We start from the raw sequence: 21,358 nt of genomic DNA, 5'->3' as shown, positions 1-21,358 counted from the left end.
TTTAATTATTTATAACCAGCAATTTGTTCTTCTGTTGCTAATATATCTTCAACATATTTTTTATATTGTGCATATTCACTAGTTTGAATATCTTCCCAATCTAATGTTACTTTACGTTTAACCAACAGTTGATTTGGTTTAGCTAATTCATAGCTTATATTATATTGATGATTTTTAAAACTAAATACTTTACTTTCTGGAATTTCAACAAACTTCTTACCTTCTGGAATATTTAGTATAATTTCTGTATTATATTCATTTGTTGACTCATAATTTGCATATAAAATTGGATAATTTCTAGTTGCCTCATTGATTATATCTTTTGTATAAACTTTATCTATAAAAGGAATTGAAACTACTTTTAAACTTCCCAATTGTTGCAAACGTTCATTTATAGTAAACTTTGTTTCAAATTCTATTATTGGATCATATTTAGATGTGGAAATTAATTTAGATTCATCTAAAACTATTAGATTATTTAATCTACTGTTATAGTATTCTTCTAAATCTTTTTTACGAATATCTTCTGTGGTAGCATTTGAAAATAACTCAGTATAATATCCTTTACTAAATCCTTGATAAGTGTGCTTATTTACATATTTTTTTGAATTATCATCTATTTCTATTTCATATTTAGAGTTTAAAATGTTTGTAACTGCATTATTGAAAGGAATTTTTATAAGTTTTGCAGATTCATTTTCAGCTTTATCAAATGACACAATTAAAGCACTTGCATTATAAAGTGACATAGGTAAAGTCATAAATGGTAAATATTTATTTGTCATTTCAAGAAAAACATCTTTGTTATCAATAACAACCTTTACAATGCAATGATTAAAATCTTTTGAAGGTAAAGTCAGTGATTTTAATCCATTATCATTAGTTAACACTAAAACTAGATTAGCTTTTAAACCTGATTTTTCAGCTAATGTTACAAATAATGTTGATAAATCTTTACAATCTCCTAATTTTGAAGAAATAGTTTTTGATGGTTTTTGAGGTACATAACCACTTTGTCTAAAGTCTAAATAACTATAAGTAATATTATCTTCTATATATTGATAAATTTTTAAAGCTCTTTCTTTTTCTGAAAATTGTTTGAATCCATCAGGAAATATTTCATTAAAAGTATTGCTTGTTATTTTATCAAATTTAATATTTTTCTTAACTAAATCTGAATACCAATTTGCAATTTCTTTCCATTCTTTAATAGTAGAAACACTAACTTCATTTGTAATATCTGAGTATTCATGAGAATAAGATTCCATAATTGCAATGGATGGAATATTCGTTTTTCTCCATTGTTTAATTATTTTGTTTTTTAATTTTTTCTCCACCATTGGAATTTCTCCATTTTTGTAATTAACATATAATTTTAATTCAGGTTCATGGATTATTGTAAAAATTGATTCCATAGAAGGATAGCTTCCGTTCATAACTGAAGAAGCTTCAAAATCTTTATAAAATCTTCCATAAGAATTAGAAGTATAGTCATATTCAATATAAATAACGTCTCCAACCTCTAGTTTAGGAAAAACTAACATATCACTACTTGTTTCTGCTGGAACTAAATTTCCGTTTTTCTTAACTATTTCAGACTTTTTTAAATTTACATTATAAGTATTTAAACTATACTCCTTTAAATTTTCAATTCCATTTTCGGCTGTAATTTCATATATAATTCTAACTTTTGAGTTTCTTCCTCCTTCTGGAAAAACATTTACAATAAATTCATCATGCAATATAGTTACTCCATAATTTCCTTTTAATGAAGTATTCCTTCTTTTTTTGATAAGTTCATAAACTTCTTTTGTTTCAACATCTTCAATTTCATCATGAATATTCATCAAATCATAAAGTTTTTCTCTTAATGATATACTCGAAGAATTATGAGATAAGGCTTTTAAATAATATTTTTGGGCTTCTTTATCATTTTTCATTAAACTAAAAACTTTGGCTTTAGTTTGAAAATTATTGAATGAATAAGGAAAATATTCTAAGTTTTCATCTATTAATTTTAATGCTTCATCATATTGATTATCCTTGATTAGAATATCAATCATACCATTCCTTAAATAATTATAACTTGGTTCTCTATCAAGTAAACTTAGAGCTATTTTCTTTACTTCTTCTTTGTTATTTGAATCATTATAGTAATCTTGAAGAGCATATATTGCCTCAATATTATCTCTTGTTTCTAATATTTCTTTAATTATTGATAAGTATTTTGTTTTATCATTCTTTATGGATTTATAAAGATTTGCCAGCATTAATTTAAACTTATCGTTATTATAGGTTTCCTGACATAACTTTTCAAAAATTGAAATCATTCCGTCCAAGTCAGATTTTCTTGAAGCAATAATAAAATCAAACATCATATAAATATAAGTTGATTTATATTTTTTTGATTTTTTACTATATTCTTCTAATTCACTTATTTGAGCAGATTTTAACCAATCACTATCTTGCAATTTATTAACTGTTACTAAATAATAATCTTTATCATAAATTTCCATGTTTTTGATGATTTCTTGACCTTTCAGAAATTCATCATCCATATTATAATAGTTTAAAAATATTTTTGATATAAATGAACTTTTTGGATATAATTCGTCTAAACCTTCAATAACATTATGAGCTAATTCCTTTTTTTTGTTGCAACTATATGCATGATATAAATAGTATTTATACAACACATTTTCAGGATTTTTCTTAACTAAATCTTCAAAATATTTTTCATAATCTAATTTTACTTCTTCAACTTCTAATTCTTCATAGGTAGATACATTATAGCTTTTATATTTATTGGAAACAATTAATTCTGGTGCGAATGTTCCATCAATATTTTTAATTTGCCCCGAAAAGTAATTTGAATTTGAAACTATTTCTACCTTAAATAATATTCTGTTTATTCCTTTCTTTAATTTAACTTTTACATTAAATGCATCCAAATTTGTTCTTCCTGTTTCTTCTTTAATTGCAACTTCAACATCATTTACAAATACTTTTATTGCTGACGAAGTTCCAAAACTAATTGCATAATTTTTATCTGTTGGAACATCAACAAACGTTTGAGCGTAAATTATTCCGTTTCCATATTCCGTTTCATTAGTAACATGATAGTAAACTTCACTACTGTATGATTTAGGAATATACCAACCAACCTTTCCATTGCTACTAGCATCAAAAAGCTTGTCATTTTTAGCATAAATTTCTGGTTCATACTCTGTATTAAGACCACTGCCATTTAAATTTTCAAAAACCCCACAAAATTCCCATTGTTTAATGACATTTAAATCTTTAAAATATGTATTAGCTTCTTCTTCTTTCTTTCTTTTAACTGCTGAAACTGCTGCTCTATATTTAACAATTGGCAAGTTTTTAAACTTTTCAGAATTTTTTAAAAAATCAATCTTAGCAAATGTTAAATCATTGTAACCTTCATCATTAATATTACTAAAAATAAAATTTGTATTAATAAATGGAGCTATATAATATTGAGAATTAGGCAATTTCTCTATATTCTAAAGTCTCATTATAATTTGATTCACCAAGTTCTTCATCTATCAAAACATCTAAAAACAATAAATCAATATTATTCAATTTTTGACTTGCAAATTGTTTATCGAATAAACTTCTTGCTTCTTCACGTTTATTATCCAGTAATAAACCTAAAACTTTTGAATAATTTTGTTGCGCAAAAGACAGATTGCAAATCATTAGCAATCCTAATATAATTTTTTTCATTTTTATTTTCTTAATTCTTATTTTCTAATAAAGGTACAAATCGAAACTCACCAAATTCGTGTTTTTCAAATTGCGATTCATTTTTACGAATCAACATCGTCATAATTTGATGTTCTTCTCCCAAAGGAATAACTAACCTTCCTCCTATTTTCAATTGAGCCATTAAAGGTTGTGGAATAAATGGTGCTCCAGCAGTTACAATAATTCCATCAAAAGGTGCAAATTCTGGCAAACCTTTGTAGCCATCTCCAAAAATTACTTTTTTGGGTCTAATTCCTAATTTAGGTAATAAAAGAGATGTTTTTTTAAATAATTCGTTTTGCCTTTCAATAGTATACACTTTTGCTCCCATTGCACATAAAACAGCTGTTTGATACCCACTTCCTGTACCTATTTCAAGAATAGTATCATCCTTTTTTACTTCTAAAAGTTGAGTCTGAAATGCTACAGTATATGGTTGTGAAATAGTTTGATCAGCTGCAATTGGAAATGCTTTATCTTGATATGCAAAATCTTCAAAACTCGAATTTAAAAACAAATGTCTCGGAATAATTTTTATAGCTGCTAAGACATTTTTATCTGTAATTCCTTTATCTTCAAGTAATTTGGCTAATTGGTTTCGAAGACCCTGATGTTTGGCTGTGTTTTTCAATTTGGAATATAAATTTGAATGGTAAAAATATACCTAAAAATTCCAAAAAGCAAATCCCAAATTCCAAAATATATAGATTAAATAAAATAGTTCTTTTTTATCCTATTAAATTGGAATTTGGAATTTCTACTATTGGAATTTCTTATATATTTAGTACTTTTGATAAAATTTAATTTTTATGATAAAAGTCGGAGTTTTAGGTGCTGGTCATCTTGGAAAAATACATTTACGATTATTGCAACAATCTGAAAAATATGAATTAGTTGGTTTCTACGATGATAATCTTGAAAATGGAAAAAAAGTAGCAGCCGAATTTGGTTATAAACAATTTGACACTATCGCAAGGTTAATTCACGCTGTTGATGTTGTGGATATTGTAACTCCTACGCTTTCACATTATAAATGTGCTAAAGTAGCTATCAAATCTGGAAAACATGTTTTTATAGAAAAACCTATTTCAACAACTGTTGAAGAAGCTGAAGAAATCATAGCTCTTGCTAAAGAATATAATGTAAAAGGCCAAGTTGGACACGTGGAACGATTTAATCCTGCTTTTATAGCTGTGAAAAATCAAATTGAAAGTCCAATGTTTATTGAAACGCATCGTTTGGCTGAATTCAATCCAAGAGGCACAGATGTTCCTGTGGTTTTAGATTTAATGATTCACGATATTGATGCCATTTTGAGTGTTGTAAAATCTAAAGTTAAAGCGGTACATGCCAGTGGTGTTTCTGTTTTGAGTCAATCTCCAGATATTGCTAATGCTAGAATTGAATTCGAAAATGGTTGTGTTGCCAACATTACTTCAAGTAGAATTTCGATGAAAAATATGAGAAAATCTCGTTTCTTTCAAAAAGATGCGTATATCTCAGTAGATTATTTAGATAAAATTTGTGAAGTCGTAAAAATGAAAGAAGCTCCAGAAGTTCCTGGTGATTTTGATATGATTTTACAAAATGCAGAAGGTGAAAAGAAACAGATTTATTTTGATAATCCAGAAGTGTCTCCAAACAATGCCATTTTAGATGAATTGGAATCTTTTGCTGATGCAATTGTAAATAATTCAACTCCAATTGTAACATTAGAAGATGGAACGGAAGCTTTGAGAGTAGCTTATATGATTATTGATTCTATGAATGAAAAATAAAAAATTTAACCATTAAGATATTTAGTAAAATTAAGACTTAATGAAACTTAATATCTTAATGGTTTTAAAAAATAATAAACAAAACTTACACAATGAAACAAATAGCTGTAATTGGAGCTGGAACAATGGGTAACGGAATTGCTCATACCTTTGCTCAATCAGGATTTACTGTAAAATTAATCGATATTTCTGAAAAATCATTAGAAAAAGGAATGGCAACTATTGCTAATAACTTGGACAGAATGGTTTCTAAAGGAACAATATCAGAAGAAGATAAACACAAAACCATTGGAAATATAATCACTTATACTGACATTAAAGATGGTGTCGTTGGTTGTGATTTAGTAGTTGAAGCTGCCACAGAAAATGTGGGTTTAAAAATGAATATCTTCAAACAATTGAGTGATACTTGTGATCATAATGTGATTTTAGCTTCCAATACTTCTTCAATTTCTATCACGCAAATTGCTGCACAAGTAGTTCATCCAGAACGAGTTATAGGGATGCATTTTATGAATCCAGTACCCATCATGAAATTAGTCGAAATCATTCGTGGTTACAACACTTCTGAGGAAGTAACTAAAATCATCATGGATTTATCCGTTAAATTAGGAAAAACTCCAACAGAAGTTAACGATTATCCTGGTTTTGTGGCAAACAGAATCTTAATGCCTATGATTAACGAAGCCATCGAAACTTTATATAATGGTGTTGCTGGTGTTGAAGAAATTGATACCGTTATGAAATTAGGTATGGCTCATCCAATGGGACCATTACAATTAGCCGATTTTATTGGTTTAGACGTTTGTCTTTCTATACTTAACGTGATGTATGATGGTTTCAAAAACCCAAAATACGCTCCTTGTCCTTTATTAGTAAATATGGTGATGGCTGGAAAACTCGGTGCAAAATCTGGTGAAGGTTTTTACGATTATGCTGAAAGTAGAAAAGCAGAGAAAGTTTCAAAACAATTTAGTAAATAAAGTGAATAGTGATTAGTAATTAGTGAATAGCTAGTTACTAATTACTAATTACTAATCACTAATCACTCAAACATGAGTAAAATAATCCCATTTAAAGCAGTTCGTCCTGCTCCTGATAAAGTTGCACTAGTTTCATGTAGAAATTACGATGATTATAGTGCAGCTGAATTGGCCGCGTGGTTAAATTTTAATCCATATTCTTTTCTACATGTAATAAACCCTGCGTACATTCATGCTCAAAAAACAACTTTGGATAAACGTTTTAAAGGAGTTGCTCTAAAATATCAGGATTTTAAAAACGAAAAAATTTTTATTCAGGAAGAAAATCCTGTTTTTTATGTTTATGAAATTGAATCTAAAACTCAAAAATTTACTGGAATAATAGCTGGAACATCAGTAGAAGATTATCAAAAAAATATCATTAAAAAACACGAGGATACACTGCAATATCGTGTTGAAATGTTCAAAGATTACTTACATCAAACTGAATTTAATACTGAGCCTGTTTTAATCACTTATCCTGATAGTGTTGAACTAAACACTTGGATTTTACTCAAAAAACAAAACGAACCTCTTTATCAATTTTCTACAACAAATAAAGAGAAACATTCGCTATGGAAAATTGAGACAGAACACGACATAAACTGGCTTCAAACACATTTTGAAAACATACCAAATTTATATATCGCAGACGGACATCATCGTTCGGCTTCGGCAGAATTACTTTATGAAGAAGGTAAACATATAGGAAATAAAAACTTAAGCTATTTTATGAGTTTTTTAATTCCTGAAAGTAATGTAAAAATTTATGAATTTAATAGGATAATTCGTGATTTAAATGGAAATTCGAAAGAAGAATTTTTAGTTAAATTAGAAGAAAATTTCATCATTAAAAGCAAAGAACAAGAATTGTGGAAACCGCAAGACAAGTTTGAATTTGGAATGTATTTAGACGGAGATTTCTATGCTTTATTTTATAAAAAAAATAATAATGAAAACGGAATTTTAGAAAATTTAGATGCACAAATTTTATATGATAAAGTCCTGCAACCTATTTTAGGAATTGGAGATTTGAGAAACGATGAACGCATTGATTATATTTCTGGAAAACAATCTGTTGCTGCTATAAAATTAATTGTCGACGAAGGAGAATTTGAGGTAGGTTTTATGCTTTATCCATCTAATATAAATGAAATAAAAGACTTTGCTGACAACGGTTTAATTATGCCTCCAAAAAGCACTTATATTGAGCCGAAGTTTAGAAGTGGTTTGGTTGTTTATGAATTGTAAGAAAGTATTAAGGTAGAAGATTTATGTATTAAGACTTAGAAAAAACAGATAAAAAAGGAACGCAGATATAAGGAATTATTATAATTTTTGAAATTTCTTAAATCTGTGTTCCAAAAAAATAAAAAAATGTCAATAGCAAACAACCTTAAAAACATAAAAACTCAATTACCATCAAATGTTACACTTGTTGCCGTTTCAAAAACTAAACCTGTAGCAGATTTAATGGAAGCTTATGAAGCTGGTCAACGCATTTTTGGTGAAAACAAAATCCAAGAAATGACAGAAAAATGGGAAGAAATGCCCAAAGATATTCAATGGCATATGATTGGTCATGTTCAGACCAATAAAGTCAAATATATGGCTGAATATGTAAGTTTAGTTCATGGTGTTGATAGTTTAAAATTGCTAAAAGAAATTAATAAACAAGCTAAAAAGCATAATAGAATTATTGATGTTTTATTGCAAATGCATATTGCTGAAGAAGAAACAAAATTTGGTTTAGATGAAGAAGAATTGGAAGAGATTCTGAATCAAGTACAGAATGACAAGTTTGAAAACATCAAAATTATAGGTTTAATGGGAATGGCTACTTTCACAGATAATCAAACCCAAATCAAAAAAGAATTTCTTCATTTAAAATCGCTTTTTGATAAACTGAACACAGAACACTTGCAACTAAGCACTCTTTCAATGGGAATGTCAGGTGATTATCAATTAGCTATTAAATGTGGAAGTACAATGGTTCGAATTGGAAGTAGTATTTTTGGTTCAAGATAATTCATAAAAGAAAATTTAAAAAAGATAGTATAAATACTTTACGCTTTGTAACTTTGTTTCCTTGCAACATTAAAGAAAAAGAAAATTTACGCAATTCTCGACATAGAAACCACTGGTGGTCAATTTAATGAAGAAGGAATTACAGAAATTGCTATTTATAAATACAATGGACATGAAGTAATTGACCAATTCATAAGTCTTGTTAATCCTGAAAAACCAATTCAACCATTTGTTGTAAAATTAACGGGTATTAACAATGCTATGTTGCGTTCTGCTCCCAAGTTTTATGAAGTTGCTAAAAGAATCATCGAAATTACTGAAGGGTGCATTATTGTAGCTCACAATTCATCATTTGATTATAGAATCTTACGAACCGAATTTGACCGTTTAGGTTATAAATATATTCGTCCAACAATTTGTACTGTTGAATTATCAAAAAAACTACTTCCAGAACAAGCTTCTTATAGTTTAGGTAAACTGGTTCGTTCACTTGGAATTCCAGTTACTGATAGACATAGAGCAAGTGGTGATGCATTGGCAACTGTGAAACTTTTTAAACTTCTTTTATCAAAAGATACCACTAAAGAAATCGTAAAAGAATACATTAAGACAGAAGTTAAACCTGGAATGGCTCCAAAACTTCTAGATATTGTTGAAAGTTTACCCAACAAAGTGGGAATCTATTACATTCATAATGAAAAAGGGGATTTAATTTACATTGGTAAAAGTAAAAATATTAAAAACAGAATCAACCAACACTTTACTTCAAAAGTTTCAAAATCTATAAAAATTCAAAAGCAAGTTTATGCTGTAACTTATGAAGAAACTGGCTCTGAGTTAATTGCTCTTTTGAAAGAAAGTGAAGAAATTAAAATCAACAAACCTATATACAACAGAGCACAACGAAAAACTTTGTTAAATTGGGCTTTATATTCAGAAAAAAACAAAGATGGATACATTTCGTTAAAAGTTGAAAAAACTGATGGCAGAAAAAAAGAAATAACATCATTTTCGTCTCTTCAAGAAGGAAAAAATGCTTTGTTTAAAATTACCGAAAAATATAATCTTTGTCAAAAAGTAAACGGTATTTATGACACTAAAAAAAGCTGTTTTCAATATGATATAAAGCAGTGTTTTGGTGCTTGTATTGGCAAAGAAAACCCGGAAGAATATAACAAAAGAGTCAATGAATTTATACAAAATAATTCATTTGAAAATAACAATATGGTTATTATTGATAGAGGAAGATCTTATGATGAACGAAGTGCCATTTTAATTGAAAATGGGGTGTATAAAGGCTATTGTTTCTATGATTTGAATTACCAAATAAACAATATTGAAATTCTTCGAAACTTAATAATTCCAATGCAAAATAATAGAGATACACGTTCTATTATTCAAGCATATATGCGAAAAAACAAACACTTGAAGATAGTAAAGTTTAATTAATTATATTTGTTTATATTTAATACTTAATGGAAGGAAAAAAAACTTTTTTTGAAAGGCTAAGACAAAAAACATTCGTAATTATTTACGGAACAAATACTGTTGCAGGTAGACTTTTTGATTTGCTTCTTTTAGGATTAATAGTACTGAGTGTAATTTTAGTTATGCTAGAAACAGTAGAAGGTTTTGATTTAAAATACCATAAAGAAGTTGTTTTTTTTGAATGGATAATTACAGCTTTTTTTACTGTCGAATATATATTGCGAATATTAACTATTAAAAAACCATTAAAATATATCTTAAGCTTTTATGGCATTATCGATTTAATTGCAGTTTTGCCTATGTATTTGTCTATTTTTTTAACAGGAACAAGTGTGCTCACGATTATTAGAGCATTTAGGTTAGTACGTCTATTTAAAATATTAAATCACCCTCAATTTACAGGACAATCATTGCATCTAAAAGAAGCATTAATTGCAAGTAAAGGAAAAATAGTAGTTTTTATCTATTTCGTTTTAATTAGTACCGTTTTTATTGGCTCAATTATGTATGTGGTCGAAGGAGCAGAAAGTGGTTTTACTAGTATTCCAACAAGTATTTATTGGACGATTGTTACATTAACAACAGTTGGTTATGGAGATATTTCACCAATAACCCCTTTAGGTCAATTTATAGCTTCATTTGTTATGATATTAGGTTATGGAATTATTGCTGTACCAACGGGTATCGTTTCAGCAGAATATGTAAGCACTAAAAAAACTAATACAGCAATTGATAAAAACACACCATGTTCAACTTGTGGAACTGATGACCAAAGAAATTTAGCCAAATATTGCTATGAGTGTGGAAGTAAATTAATAAAGTAATTAAAAGCATCTAATTATGTGGAAAAGAGTTGTTTTTTTAGTTTTGATTTTATCAACTTTAATTTCGTGTAAATTAGGTCGTTTTATAATCTATAATTTTGCGGATATTAATGACCATAAAAAATTTCCAAAAAGAGAAATTGAAAAACCAATTGAACCATTCCAATTTCATTATAATTTAAGAGACCAAATAGCAAAAAAAGTTACTTTAGATATTAAAGGTAAAGAAAAAGTTTATTCTTTTGACGAATATCTAGAATTGAATAAAACGGTTGCTTTTGTAGTAATCAGAAAGGATACCGTCATCTATGAAAAATATTTTGATGGTTATGACAAAGAAAAAATTGTGCCTTCATTTTCAATGGCAAAATCTGTAATCTCTATATTAATTGGTTGTGCTATTGATGATGGTTATATAAAATCTGTTGATGAACCTATAACCAATTATCTGCCTGAATTAAAAGAAAACGGTTTTAACAAAGTTACCATTAGTCATTTATTAAACATGACATCGGGTATTGATTTTAATGAAAGTTACTATAACCCTTTTGGAAATGCTGCAAGTGTTTATTATGGTAGAAATTTAAAAAAAGAAATCTCAAAATTAAAATTAGAAAAAAACCACAATAATTCTTTTAGTTATAGTAGCGGTGATTCTCAAATTTTAGGATTAATTTTAGAATCAAGTTTAAAAGGTAAAAAAATCAGCGAATATCTTGAAGAAAAAATCTGGAAACCTTTAGGAATGGAATATAATGCTAGTTGGAGTTTAGATAAAAAAGAAGGTGTTGAAAAGACATTTTGTTGTTTAAATTCGGTTGCCATTGATTATGCCAAATTAGGACGTTTATTTTTAAATAATGGAAATTGGAATGGTAAACAAATCATTTCTAAAGAATGGGTTGAAAAAACTACAAAAGCAGAAAATAATTTAAGTGGTGTTTGGTATTATCAAAATCATTGGTGGATTTCAAACAAAGAAGATATGAGTTTTAATGCTCAAGGAATTTTAGGTCAATATATTTATGTAAATCCAAAAACTGAAACAATAATTGTAAGATTAGGTAGAGATTACGGAAAATATAGCAGTTGGAATACCGTTTTTGAATCAATCGCTAAAGTAAAATAATTGAAAAATATTCTGATCATAATCGTTGGTCCAACAGCTATTGGAAAAACAGCTCTAAGTATTAAATTAGCTCAACATTTTGGTTGCGACATACTTTCCTGCGATAGTCGTCAGTTTTTTAAGGAAATGAAAATTGGTACTGCTGTTCCAAATGATGAAGAATTAGCAGCTGCATCTCATCATTTTATCCAAAATAAATCGATTTTTGAAACTTATACGGTTGGTGATTTTGAAAAAGAAGCAATTGCCAAATTAGATGAACTGTTTCAACAAAATAATGTTCAAATTGTCGTTGGTGGTTCAGGTTTATATGTAAATGCTATTTTACAGGGTTTTGATGATTTTCCTGATATTCCAACTGAAATTCGTGAAAATGTTAGAAATCAATATGAAGAAAAAGGTCTTGAATTTTTACAACAAAAACTCCAAGAATTAGATACAGTCTACTACTCTACTCTTTCTAATGAAAATCCTCAAACATTACAAAATCCACAACGAATGATGCGTTTTGTAGAAGTTTGTATGGCTTCAAACTTACCTTATTCTTCTTTTTTGAATCAGAAAATAAATCAACGAAATTTTAAACCAATTGTCATTGGATTAGAAGCAGATAGAGAAATCATGTACAACAGAATCAATCAAAGAGTTGACATCATGATAAATGAAGGTTTACTTGAAGAAGCCAAAAGTGTTTATCCAAATAAAGAGTTAAATGCCTTACAAACTGTTGGCTATAGAGAATTATTTGATTATTTTGATGACAAAACTACTTTAGACTTTGCCATCGAACAAATAAAAATGAATACTAGAAGATTTGCCAAACGTCAATTGACTTGGTTTAAACGCAATGAAAATACCATTTGGTTTGATTTTCAAACGGAAACTTCAACAATTATAAATACAATTTCAGAAAAAATAAAGAATGCAAATTAACCCCAATTTCACATCTACGTACAAACAAGAATTTGAACTTACTTTTTTAAACTGTTATCCAAATGGTTTATTAAAGTACACTGATTTATGCAATTTTATTCAAATTGTTGCTGGAAATCATGCAGATTTAGGAGGAATTAGTTATTCTGATATGCAAACCAAAGATCAAGCTTGGGTAGTCAGTAGAATGCGAGTTGAAATTTCAAAATTACCTAAATGGCGTGATGTTGTTACCATGAAAACTTGGATTAAATCATTGGAAAATTCACGTTCCATTCGTTGTATGGAAATGTATTTGAATGGTGAGAAAATTATGGGTTGTGAAACCTATTGGGTTGTAATTAATACCAAAACACGAAGACCTGAAAATTTAGCTTTAAACCATGATCATTTTCAACTTTTTGATATAAATGCAACTGTAAAACCAACTGAAAAAATAAGTACTAATGAAGAATTTAAAAAAGTTGGAAACAAACTTGTAGTTTTTTCAGATTTAGACATCGTCAATCATGCTAATAACGTAAAATATTTAGAATGGTGTTTGGATTTTGAAAATTCTAAAAAACTTTTAAAAAGCCAAGTTAAAGCGTTTGATATGAATTTTATGCGTGAATTAAACTTAAATGATGAAGCTGAAATTAGGAACAGTTCAAATGAAAATGAAAGTACTTTTACATTATCAAAAGATGACAAAGTAGCTTATGCGCTAAAAATTGAATGGAAATAAATTCTATATTAAATTTATATTAAGTGAATGAAAATTAACGCAACCAATTTATTTTTTCATCATCTTTATTTTAAAAATTATTTGTATGAAAAAAATTGTTTTAATGGCTATCATTTCTATTCTACTTAACTCATGTTCAATCCCGTATGACCTAGAGACAAGATACATTATTGAAACCAAATTAGTTGATTCTAATGGAAATGCTGTTTCAAATGAAAAAATTGAAGTCTATGTAGACGCAAATAATAGTGGTGAAACAATATCAAGTTCAATTTCTGATGAAAATGGTTATATTAGAATGATATTTCCAAAACCAGATGTAGAGAACTTTACTATATCGGTAAATAATACTACTAATTCTATTAATGGTTTTTTAAATAAAAACATTTATAATATAAAACAAGATAATTTTATTGATTATAAATTGGTTTTAGACGAAATTAAATTAGTAAAATTTGATGAACTTGTAGATCTTATAATAGAAATAAACCAAACAAGTCAGGATAAAGAATTGCGAAAAATTGAAGTTATTGGTGAAATTTACAACCAATATGAGTATTTAAACCCTATTCAAACTTCAAATAATTATTATGAGCTTCAAACGTATTTTAATTTATTAAAAAATCAAAGTTTTACGCTTAGATATTATGTTTACAATTATACAACTATGCTATTGGAAGAAAGTAATGTAAATTTAAATATAGCAGAACAATCATTAAATTACACCTTAACTTATTAAAAGTATAATTATGAAAAAGATTTTTTTTGTTGCTTTACTTTTAACAAGTCAACTTAATTTTTGCCAAGAAAATAATGATGTAAAAAAGGTTAGTTTTGAAAACTATTTCAGATTTAATTTCATCCTTCCTATTCAAACTGGTAATCATTCTCTAGCTAAAGATTTTGAACCTAAAATAGGTTTTAATACAAATTTATCCTTGGTTTCATACAATAATTTTAGTTTGGTTTTTGGGTATCAATTTTCAAGATATCATGTAATTAATAGTTCTAATGTTGGAGATATTAATCGACTTAATTATTCAGTAATTTATGGTGAAATAGATTATGATATAGTTGTTTATGATAAACTAAAAGTAATTCCTAATATTGGTTATGGATATGTTAATAATAAATATAAATCTGCTAAAAGAAATTTTGGAAGTCAAGAAGGAACAGAATTTAGACTAGGAACTTCAATAAATTATAACTTTACCAAAACATTTTCAACATTTATAGGTTTTAATTATGTTTTAACAGATTTGAATATTAATACCAATAAAGCATATGAAGACTATTTTGGAAAAGCAAGTAGATTTCAAATAAATTTAGGTGTTAAATTTGAATAGAAAACATAAAAAAAGCCCTAATTTCTTAGAGCTTAAAGTATTGCAGGATCAAATTATTTCTTCACTACTAATCTAAATCCTTCACCATGTATATTTAGTATTTCTACATTCTCATCTGGTTTTAAGTATTTTCGAAGTTTAGCAATGTAAACATCCATACTTCTTGAAGTAAAATAGTTGTCATCTCTCCATATTTTTGTAAGTGCTAATTCTCTTGGCATTACATCATCTTCGTGCAAAGCTAGCATTTTAAGTAATTCACATTCTTTAGGAGACAGTTTAATAGGTTCTCCGCCATCAAATGATAATTGTCTTAATTTAGAATTTAAATGGAATTTGCCAATGTTAAATTCAAACACCGTTGAATCTGGTTTTGTTTCAGCACTTTTTCTTTGAATAATCGCTTTGATTTTCATTAACAAAACTTCACTATCAAAAGGCTTATTCAAATAATCATCAGCACCCACTTTATATCCTTTTAACACATCTTCTTTCATAGATTTTGCAGTTAAAAAAACAATTGGCACATCTTGATTTTTTTCGCGAATTTCTCTTGCTAAAGTATAACCATCTTTGTAAGGCATCATCACGTCCAAAATACATAAATCGAAGGTGTCTTTTTTGAATTTTTCAAAACCTTCCATTCCGTTTTTGGCATGAGTCACTTCAAAGTCATTTAACATTAAATAATCTTTAAGTATGGCTCCAAAATTTGGATCATCTTCTACGAGTAATATTTTTTTTGCTGTTTCCATAGTATTTTTCTTTTCTTTTAATTAATAATTGGCATTTTAATGGTAAAAGTACTTCCTTTTCCTTTTTCACTTTCTACCGAAATATAACCGTTGTGGTCATCTATAATTTGTTTAACGTATGACAAGCCTAAACCATGTCCTTTTACATTATGAACGTCCCCTGTATGTTCTCTAAAAAACTTATCAAAAGCTTTTTTCTGAGCTACTTTACTCATTCCTATTCCGTTATCTTTTATCTTTATTAAGATAAAGTCTCTTAAATTTTCTGTATGAATACTTATAATTGGCTTTTCAACAGAATATTTTATGGCATTGTCTAATATATTTACAATCACATTTGTAAAATGCGAATCGTTTAATAAAGCAGTTGTTCTCGTTGCTTTAAAATCAGTTGTTACTTCACCTTCTCTATCTTCTACAATTAAACTGATGTGTTCCACTGCGACCTCAATAATATCATGAACATTATGTGGTTCTTTATTAATATCTAATTCTTTCTTTTCTAATTTCGAAATACGAAGTACATTTTCAACTTGAGCATGCATTCTTTTATTTTCATCCTTAATCATTTGAAGGTATCGCTGCACTTTATCTTTATCATCAATAATTTTGGGATTTTTAATAGCATCCAAAGCCAAATTTATTGTTGCAATTGGAGTTTTAAACTCATGTGTCATATTATTAATGAAATCTGACTTAATTTCTGAGATTTGCTTTTGTGTAATTAATTGTTTTAAAGCACTCGCATAAGTCAAAATAATAATCAATGTTAATAACAAAGACAACGCAACTACCCAAAAAATAGATGATAATACATATTTATTTTTTTGAGGAAAAGTGACTAATAATTGATATCGACTATTGCCATCAATATCTTGAAAAATAGGCACTCCATATGAATTTTCTTTATCGTAGGTGAAATTCTCAGACTTCAATTTAGTGGCTAACCCATTATTATACACACTAAACTCAAAAGGTGTTTTTACCTCATATTTATTCAATTCATTGAATAAAATTCGTTCTAAATCAGCTTTAGATAATCGCTCATAAAGAGATTTTTGAGCCATTACATCTTTAAAAGCAATTTCGTATTGTGCTCTATCTAATATATCTAAATTACCTTTGTTTTCAATCGTAACATCAGGAGTGTTTCTTAATCCAATTGATGAATTGTCAATAGCATTTCCATTATAAACTTCAGTTTTACGTTCTGCAACATATGATTTTATGGATGCTGTATCTGCTTTACTGTCAAAGAACGTACCTTTAATATCAAAATCTTGAGGAATTATTGAATTTGAATAAATTATGGTTTCATTAGTATTATTATTCTTTGAGATATAATAAAAATTTCTAATATCACTTTGCTTAGGTAGTTTTCCAAGACTATCAGCCATTTGATTAAATTGTTTGTAGAAGGTATAAAACTCTCTATCATTAATCTTTTGTGATACATTCCCTATAACTTGTTGCACATGTTGCTTAAACTGTTCGTTATTTTTTTGCAGCAACAGGTTTATCCAATAAAACTTAATTAATATTAGTCCAATTAATGAAACACTCATAAAAAAAACCAATATTCTAAATCTTGCTTTGTTCATCAATACAAATTTAGTATTTTAACATAATTAATGAATATACATTAACCAAACATTAACAAATAGGAAGTAGATTATGTTATTTGAAATTTTTTAACAAATTATCTAACTGAGAATGAGTGTCTTTCAAGTAGTTATTTTGAATGATATAATCACTTTTTTTTATCTTTTCTTCTTCAGACATTTGATTATTAATTCGTTGCAATACACTTTCTCTATCAATTTTGTCGCGCTTCATTGTTCGTTCAATTCGAACTTCCAATGGAGCTGTGACCAAAATAATAGCATCACAATCCTTGTATGAACCTGACTCAAACAAAATTGCAGATTCTTTGACAACAAATTTGTAATCTAGCTTACTTTTTAACCACTTTTTAAAATGTTTTTTTACTTCAGGATGGATAATAGCGTTGAGTTGAGCTAATTTTTCTTTATCCTTAAAAACAATTTTAGCTAACGCTGCCCTGTCGATTTTACTGTTTTTTAAAACTTCATTTCCAAAAATAGCAACAATTTTATCTATCACTTTTTTTGAATTTGTAATTTTTCTAGCTTCATCATCAGCTATATATACAGGAATATTTTTCTCTAATAAATAGTTTGCAACAGTGGTTTTTCCACTACCAATTCCTCCTGTCAAGCCAATAATTTTCGTCATGCTTTTTTTAAAAAAATAATTCCGGAAAAGCTATCTTAGGCTCTTGCTTCATTAATTTAATTTTAATGAATGATAATAAAAATCCTTTTCCATAACCATAAAACTGTATCAAAGTTGCAATAATAGACAACGTACCTACCACGATGCTTTTGTTTTTAACAGTGCTATCAATAGCTACTATCAAAAAGTATGCAAATAGTATTAAAATGGGTAAATAAAATTGAAAAAACACCATTATTAATGCAAATAGTATACCCAACAAGAAAATTGAAGGAAACCAAAAAGTATTTTTTTTGTATTCTGGATACCATGAATCTAAAATAGGTCTAGCCTTTCCAAACTTATTGACTTGTATGTAAAATTTTCTCCAATCTATTCTTCGTTTATGATATACAAATGCTTTTTTAATTAAAGTTGTTTTATAACCTTTTTTCCAAAGTCGTATAGATAAATCTGGATCTTCACCAGGATGAATGTTTCCAAAACCGTTTGAATCTTCAAAAGCTTTTTTGGATAAACCCATATTGAAACTTCTAGGTTGAAATTTTTCTAATTTTTCACTTCCACCTCGAATTCCTCCAGTTGTAAAGAAAGAAGTCATCGCAAAATTAATAGCTTTTTGAACATTTGAAAAACTATCTAAAGCGTTATCTGGACCACCAAAACAATCAACATAGTTTTCTTGCAAAGCATTTTTAACATTTTCAAAATATGTATTTGGAAGTATACAATCTGAATCTAAAATGATAAAATAATCACCAGAAGCTCTTTTCATACCATAATTTCTAGAATCTCCTGGTCCAGAATTTTGCTTAAATAAATACAAAATAGTTAATTTGGAAGAAAATGTTTTTACAATTTCTTCTGAAGTGTTTTTTGAACCATCTTCAACAATGACAACTTCAAAACCTAAATCAGTTTGATTAGACAAACTCTCTAAAAGTTCTTTAGTTTCTTCTGGACGATTATAAACAGGTATGATAAACGAAAAATTCATGTAGCAAAGATACTTTAATTCTAAAAAAAACCACTTTAAAAAAAGTGGCTTTATGAATTATTGTTTAACAATTTTTAGGGTCTTTATAAAATCATCAATGAGTAAAGTAACTATATAGTTTCCTGCCGTTAATTTTGATAAATCTAAAATAGCTTCCTTTTCATTGATCTTTTGAGCAAAAACTTCTTGACCTAAAGTGTTAGTGATTTTTACAGATGATATTCTTGAAGAATAACTTATCATAAAATAATCTTTAACTGGATTTGGATAAGAACTGAAACTATTTGAATCAAAATCAGGTGTACTAAGAGTTCCGTCATAAGCTGAAATTCTAAATAATGAAAAATCATTTCCTCCAAAATCCCAAACTCTCGCATAAATAATTTCTCCAGGTGTTCGACCTGTTAGAGCAATTTTAGCATGAAATGGATCAGAACCACTATCATTATCACATTGTAATAAAGTTAGATTGGAACAACTTCCAGCATACAATGCCATTCCAGTATCAGACAAACCACCAGGTTCTTGTTTTGTTTCCAATGTAATGTTTCCTGAAGATGGAACAGTAACTTTATACCAAACGTCTAGAAAAACTGAACCAGTACAACCTGGACTAGGAACAGTTGATGCTAAAGCTCCATAATTTGCTGATGTAATTTCGTTTTGAGTAAAGCTATTTCCAACATTTAAATTAATAGCTCCGCTACAATCATCATTAGCTGGTGGACAACTCGATTGAGTTAAAAATGGACTTGTAAGTACACATGAAGAATCTTGATTATTTGTTATCGAAATTACAACAGAAGTTGCATTTTGAAAAGGTCCTAATTGAACATTTCCTATAGAACTCAAACTAATTGGATTGCTTCCTAAATTATCGGAAACTGTTACAGATGAAGCTGATCCAAAACTAGTGACATTTGTACTAACAAAAAACTGAGTATTTCCATTAGTACAATCAGGAATTATTGTATAAGTTGCTGAAGGGTTTATACAAGTTGCTATTTGAATATCAAGTGTATAAGATATAGATTGTGGTGAAGGATAAGAAGATATTACAAAATAATAAGATTGTCCACTAGTAATTGGAAACTGAGAAATAGTTCTAAGATTAGATGTCCCATTTGCAACACCAGCTAAGCAATTTGCTCCAATATCTGAACAACTACCATAAACAAAAATACCAGAATATATATCTGCACTTGTAGAAGGTGTTAAATTTATATTTATAAAACCTGTAATTGTTGCAGTATATCTGTAAACTACATCATCTCCATCTAAATAAAACTGAGTATTACTTCCACAATTGGATCCTTGACCACCAGAATAATCATCTGCATAGTTTAAAGTGTTATCTGTTACATTATAGGGTAAAGATGAAATTATTATTGGGTTTTCACAGACATTTCCTAATGGAGGAGCAGCATTTGTTGTAAATGAATACTGAGTACATCCTATTGCATTTCCATTACCGTTGTAAGGAGTTATAAACACATAATAAGTTGTGGAATACGACAAAATGGGTAAATCATAAAAAGTTACATTACCAACATTTAGATTATTTATAACTTGTGTTCCTCCAGAAGTTGTTCCAACATTTAAAATATATCCAGTTGGAAATCCTGTAGCTGCTGACCATGATAAATTTGTAGTTTCACTTACATTAGATGCTAAGTTAGTTGGAGTTGTCATAACTGCATTACAATTAGGAACTGAAGCACTTTGCGAAGCATTTACGTTATCTATATAAAAATAATAATCACCAGCTGTCCAAGAAGATAAAAATCTTAATTTAAAATTTGAACCGTTGGGTATTGATGCAGCAGGAATTGTAAATGATTTATTAGCACAAATATTACTAACTATATGATTTGAATCATCAACTGTAAATTGGGTTACCCAATTACTTCCATTATCTTGAGACATTTGTACTTGCATATTTCCCCACCCTGCTGGAGTTGGTACGTTCGTTCCTGAAAAATTTATTATTTTATAATCAAATGTAATTACAACATTTTGTCCATTTGATACAGATGGGTAATTTGGAGTTGATAGCCAACCTGATGTAGAGGTTGTTCCAGTATATAAGCTACATCTAAAAGAATTCCCATTACAAGCTTGATTTGCAGAACCAGAATATCTACTCGAAGTCCATCCTGTAGGCAATGAAGTAGAAACGTTAAAATCTTCAGAAATAGTGACTTGTGAGAATAAATCTAAAGAAATAAGACAAATTATGAGAATCGTAATTTTTTTCATAAACAATTGTTTTTCAGCTCAAATGTATTAAAAAATTGAATACAAAAA

The 21,358-nt window shown here is 28.1% G+C and carries 19 protein-coding genes; 11 read left to right on the top strand and 8 right to left on the bottom strand.

Annotated features, from left to right (window positions below):
- Positions 1–5: 5 nt before the first annotated feature.
- The 3 genes from AABJ49_RS11895 to AABJ49_RS11885 are packed head-to-tail and all read right to left on the bottom strand — an operon-like array spanning position 6 to position 4,399.
- Complete coding sequence (locus AABJ49_RS11895; protein ID WP_338378499.1) at positions 6–3,512, bottom strand: transglutaminase domain-containing protein; 3,507 nt, start codon at positions 3,510–3,512, stop codon at positions 6–8.
- The gene (locus tag AABJ49_RS11890; RefSeq protein WP_338378498.1) at positions 3,505–3,747 is read right to left on the bottom strand and encodes a hypothetical protein; all 243 of its coding nucleotides are present in this window, start codon (positions 3,745–3,747) and stop codon (positions 3,505–3,507) included. The genes AABJ49_RS11895 and AABJ49_RS11890 overlap by 8 nt, the downstream gene beginning before the upstream one ends.
- 10 nt (positions 3,748–3,757) lie before the next feature.
- Complete coding sequence (locus AABJ49_RS11885; protein WP_338378497.1) at positions 3,758–4,399, bottom strand: protein-L-isoaspartate(D-aspartate) O-methyltransferase; 642 nt, start codon at positions 4,397–4,399, stop codon at positions 3,758–3,760.
- A gap of 178 nt (positions 4,400–4,577) precedes the next feature.
- On the opposite strand from AABJ49_RS11885, the gene AABJ49_RS11880 reads away from it, so the two are divergent.
- The 11 genes from AABJ49_RS11880 to AABJ49_RS11830 all read left to right on the top strand — a co-directional run bounded on the left by AABJ49_RS11880 (position 4,578) and on the right by AABJ49_RS11830 (position 15,043).
- Positions 4,578–5,546, top strand: a complete 969-nt coding sequence (locus AABJ49_RS11880; protein WP_338378496.1) for a Gfo/Idh/MocA family oxidoreductase — start codon at positions 4,578–4,580, stop codon at positions 5,544–5,546.
- A gap of 92 nt (positions 5,547–5,638) precedes the next feature.
- Positions 5,639–6,529: a 3-hydroxybutyryl-CoA dehydrogenase gene (locus AABJ49_RS11875; protein WP_338378495.1), complete on the top strand. Its 891-nt coding sequence runs from the start codon at positions 5,639–5,641 to the stop codon at positions 6,527–6,529.
- Positions 6,530–6,601: 72 nt separating this feature from the next.
- Positions 6,602–7,819: a DUF1015 domain-containing protein gene (locus AABJ49_RS11870; protein WP_338378494.1), complete on the top strand. Its 1,218-nt coding sequence runs from the start codon at positions 6,602–6,604 to the stop codon at positions 7,817–7,819.
- 126 nt (positions 7,820–7,945) lie between these two features.
- On the top strand, positions 7,946–8,596 hold the full coding sequence (locus AABJ49_RS11865) for a YggS family pyridoxal phosphate-dependent enzyme (RefSeq protein WP_338378493.1): 651 nt from the start codon (positions 7,946–7,948) through the stop codon (positions 8,594–8,596).
- An 84-nt stretch (positions 8,597–8,680) separates the two neighbouring features.
- Positions 8,681–10,045 carry an exonuclease domain-containing protein gene (locus AABJ49_RS11860; protein ID WP_338378516.1) on the top strand — a complete coding sequence of 455 codons (1,365 nt, stop codon included), beginning with the start codon at positions 8,681–8,683 and terminating at the stop codon, positions 10,043–10,045.
- 26 nt (positions 10,046–10,071) lie between these two features.
- Positions 10,072–10,908, top strand: coding sequence for an ion transporter (locus AABJ49_RS11855; protein ID WP_338378492.1), 837 nt, complete (start codon positions 10,072–10,074; stop codon positions 10,906–10,908).
- A gap of 16 nt (positions 10,909–10,924) precedes the next feature.
- Positions 10,925–12,037, top strand: a complete 1,113-nt coding sequence (locus AABJ49_RS11850) for a serine hydrolase (RefSeq protein ID WP_338378491.1) — start codon at positions 10,925–10,927, stop codon at positions 12,035–12,037.
- Complete coding sequence (miaA, locus tag AABJ49_RS11845; protein ID WP_338378490.1) at positions 12,038–12,970, top strand: tRNA (adenosine(37)-N6)-dimethylallyltransferase MiaA; 933 nt, start codon at positions 12,038–12,040, stop codon at positions 12,968–12,970.
- Positions 12,960–13,697 (top strand): acyl-ACP thioesterase domain-containing protein, encoded by a 738-nt coding sequence (locus tag AABJ49_RS11840; RefSeq protein ID WP_338378489.1) that lies wholly within the window; start codon positions 12,960–12,962, stop codon positions 13,695–13,697. Before miaA ends, AABJ49_RS11840 begins: the two co-directional genes overlap by 11 nt.
- Positions 13,698–13,782: 85 nt before the next feature.
- Positions 13,783–14,436, top strand: a complete 654-nt coding sequence (locus tag AABJ49_RS11835) for a hypothetical protein (RefSeq protein WP_338378488.1) — start codon at positions 13,783–13,785, stop codon at positions 14,434–14,436.
- 10 nt (positions 14,437–14,446) lie between these two features.
- Positions 14,447–15,043, top strand: a complete 597-nt coding sequence (locus AABJ49_RS11830) for a hypothetical protein (protein ID WP_338378487.1) — start codon at positions 14,447–14,449, stop codon at positions 15,041–15,043.
- Positions 15,044–15,096: 53 nt separating this feature from the next.
- Here the strand turns inward: AABJ49_RS11830 and AABJ49_RS11825 are convergent, their stop codons facing one another.
- From AABJ49_RS11825 to AABJ49_RS11805, 5 genes are all read right to left on the bottom strand, one after another.
- The gene (locus AABJ49_RS11825) at positions 15,097–15,798 is read right to left on the bottom strand and encodes a response regulator transcription factor (protein ID WP_338378486.1); all 702 of its coding nucleotides are present in this window, start codon (positions 15,796–15,798) and stop codon (positions 15,097–15,099) included.
- Between the two features lie 17 nt (positions 15,799–15,815).
- Complete coding sequence (locus AABJ49_RS11820; RefSeq protein ID WP_338378485.1) at positions 15,816–17,399, bottom strand: HAMP domain-containing sensor histidine kinase; 1,584 nt, start codon at positions 17,397–17,399, stop codon at positions 15,816–15,818.
- Between the two features lie 76 nt (positions 17,400–17,475).
- Entirely contained in the window at positions 17,476–18,054 is a 579-nt protein-coding gene (coaE, locus tag AABJ49_RS11815) for a dephospho-CoA kinase (RefSeq protein ID WP_338378484.1), read from the bottom strand.
- A gap of 7 nt (positions 18,055–18,061) precedes the next feature.
- Positions 18,062–19,051 (bottom strand): glycosyltransferase, encoded by a 990-nt coding sequence (locus AABJ49_RS11810; protein ID WP_338378483.1) that lies wholly within the window; start codon positions 19,049–19,051, stop codon positions 18,062–18,064.
- Positions 19,052–19,108: 57 nt separating this feature from the next.
- Positions 19,109–21,310, bottom strand: a complete 2,202-nt coding sequence (locus AABJ49_RS11805; RefSeq protein WP_338378482.1) for a T9SS type A sorting domain-containing protein — start codon at positions 21,308–21,310, stop codon at positions 19,109–19,111.
- Positions 21,311–21,358 lie beyond the last annotated feature (48 nt).

This window comes from uncultured Flavobacterium sp. (assembly GCF_963922255.1).
GTDB lineage: Bacteria > Bacteroidota > Bacteroidia > Flavobacteriales > Flavobacteriaceae > Flavobacterium.
The sequence above is the reverse complement of the archived record's forward strand: the minus strand, read 5'-3'. Positions and strand labels throughout refer to the sequence as shown.

Bases quoted from the DNA above. Each gene is read 5' to 3' on its own strand.
- AABJ49_RS11890 (WP_338378498.1), bottom strand. From the start codon at position 3,747: ATGAAAAAAATTATATTAGGATTGCTAATGATTTGCAATCTGTCTTTT.
- AABJ49_RS11880 (WP_338378496.1), top strand. From the start codon at position 4,578: ATGATAAAAGTCGGAGTTTTAGGTGCTGGTCATCTTGGAAAAATACAT.
- AABJ49_RS11875 (WP_338378495.1), top strand. From the start codon at position 5,639: ATGAAACAAATAGCTGTAATTGGAGCTGGAACAATGGGTAACGGAATT.
- AABJ49_RS11870 (WP_338378494.1), top strand. From the start codon at position 6,602: ATGAGTAAAATAATCCCATTTAAAGCAGTTCGTCCTGCTCCTGATAAA.
- AABJ49_RS11865 (WP_338378493.1), top strand. From the start codon at position 7,946: ATGTCAATAGCAAACAACCTTAAAAACATAAAAACTCAATTACCATCA.
- AABJ49_RS11855 (WP_338378492.1), top strand. From the start codon at position 10,072: ATGGAAGGAAAAAAAACTTTTTTTGAAAGGCTAAGACAAAAAACATTC.
- AABJ49_RS11850 (WP_338378491.1), top strand. From the start codon at position 10,925: ATGTGGAAAAGAGTTGTTTTTTTAGTTTTGATTTTATCAACTTTAATT.
- AABJ49_RS11840 (WP_338378489.1), top strand. From the start codon at position 12,960: ATGCAAATTAACCCCAATTTCACATCTACGTACAAACAAGAATTTGAA.
- AABJ49_RS11835 (WP_338378488.1), top strand. From the start codon at position 13,783: ATGAAAAAAATTGTTTTAATGGCTATCATTTCTATTCTACTTAACTCA.
- AABJ49_RS11830 (WP_338378487.1), top strand. From the start codon at position 14,447: ATGAAAAAGATTTTTTTTGTTGCTTTACTTTTAACAAGTCAACTTAAT.
- AABJ49_RS11825 (WP_338378486.1), bottom strand. From the start codon at position 15,798: ATGGAAACAGCAAAAAAAATATTACTCGTAGAAGATGATCCAAATTTT.
- AABJ49_RS11820 (WP_338378485.1), bottom strand. From the start codon at position 17,399: ATGAACAAAGCAAGATTTAGAATATTGGTTTTTTTTATGAGTGTTTCA.
- coaE (WP_338378484.1), bottom strand. From the start codon at position 18,054: ATGACGAAAATTATTGGCTTGACAGGAGGAATTGGTAGTGGAAAAACC.
- AABJ49_RS11810 (WP_338378483.1), bottom strand. From the start codon at position 19,051: ATGAATTTTTCGTTTATCATACCTGTTTATAATCGTCCAGAAGAAACT.
- AABJ49_RS11805 (WP_338378482.1), bottom strand. From the start codon at position 21,310: ATGAAAAAAATTACGATTCTCATAATTTGTCTTATTTCTTTAGATTTA.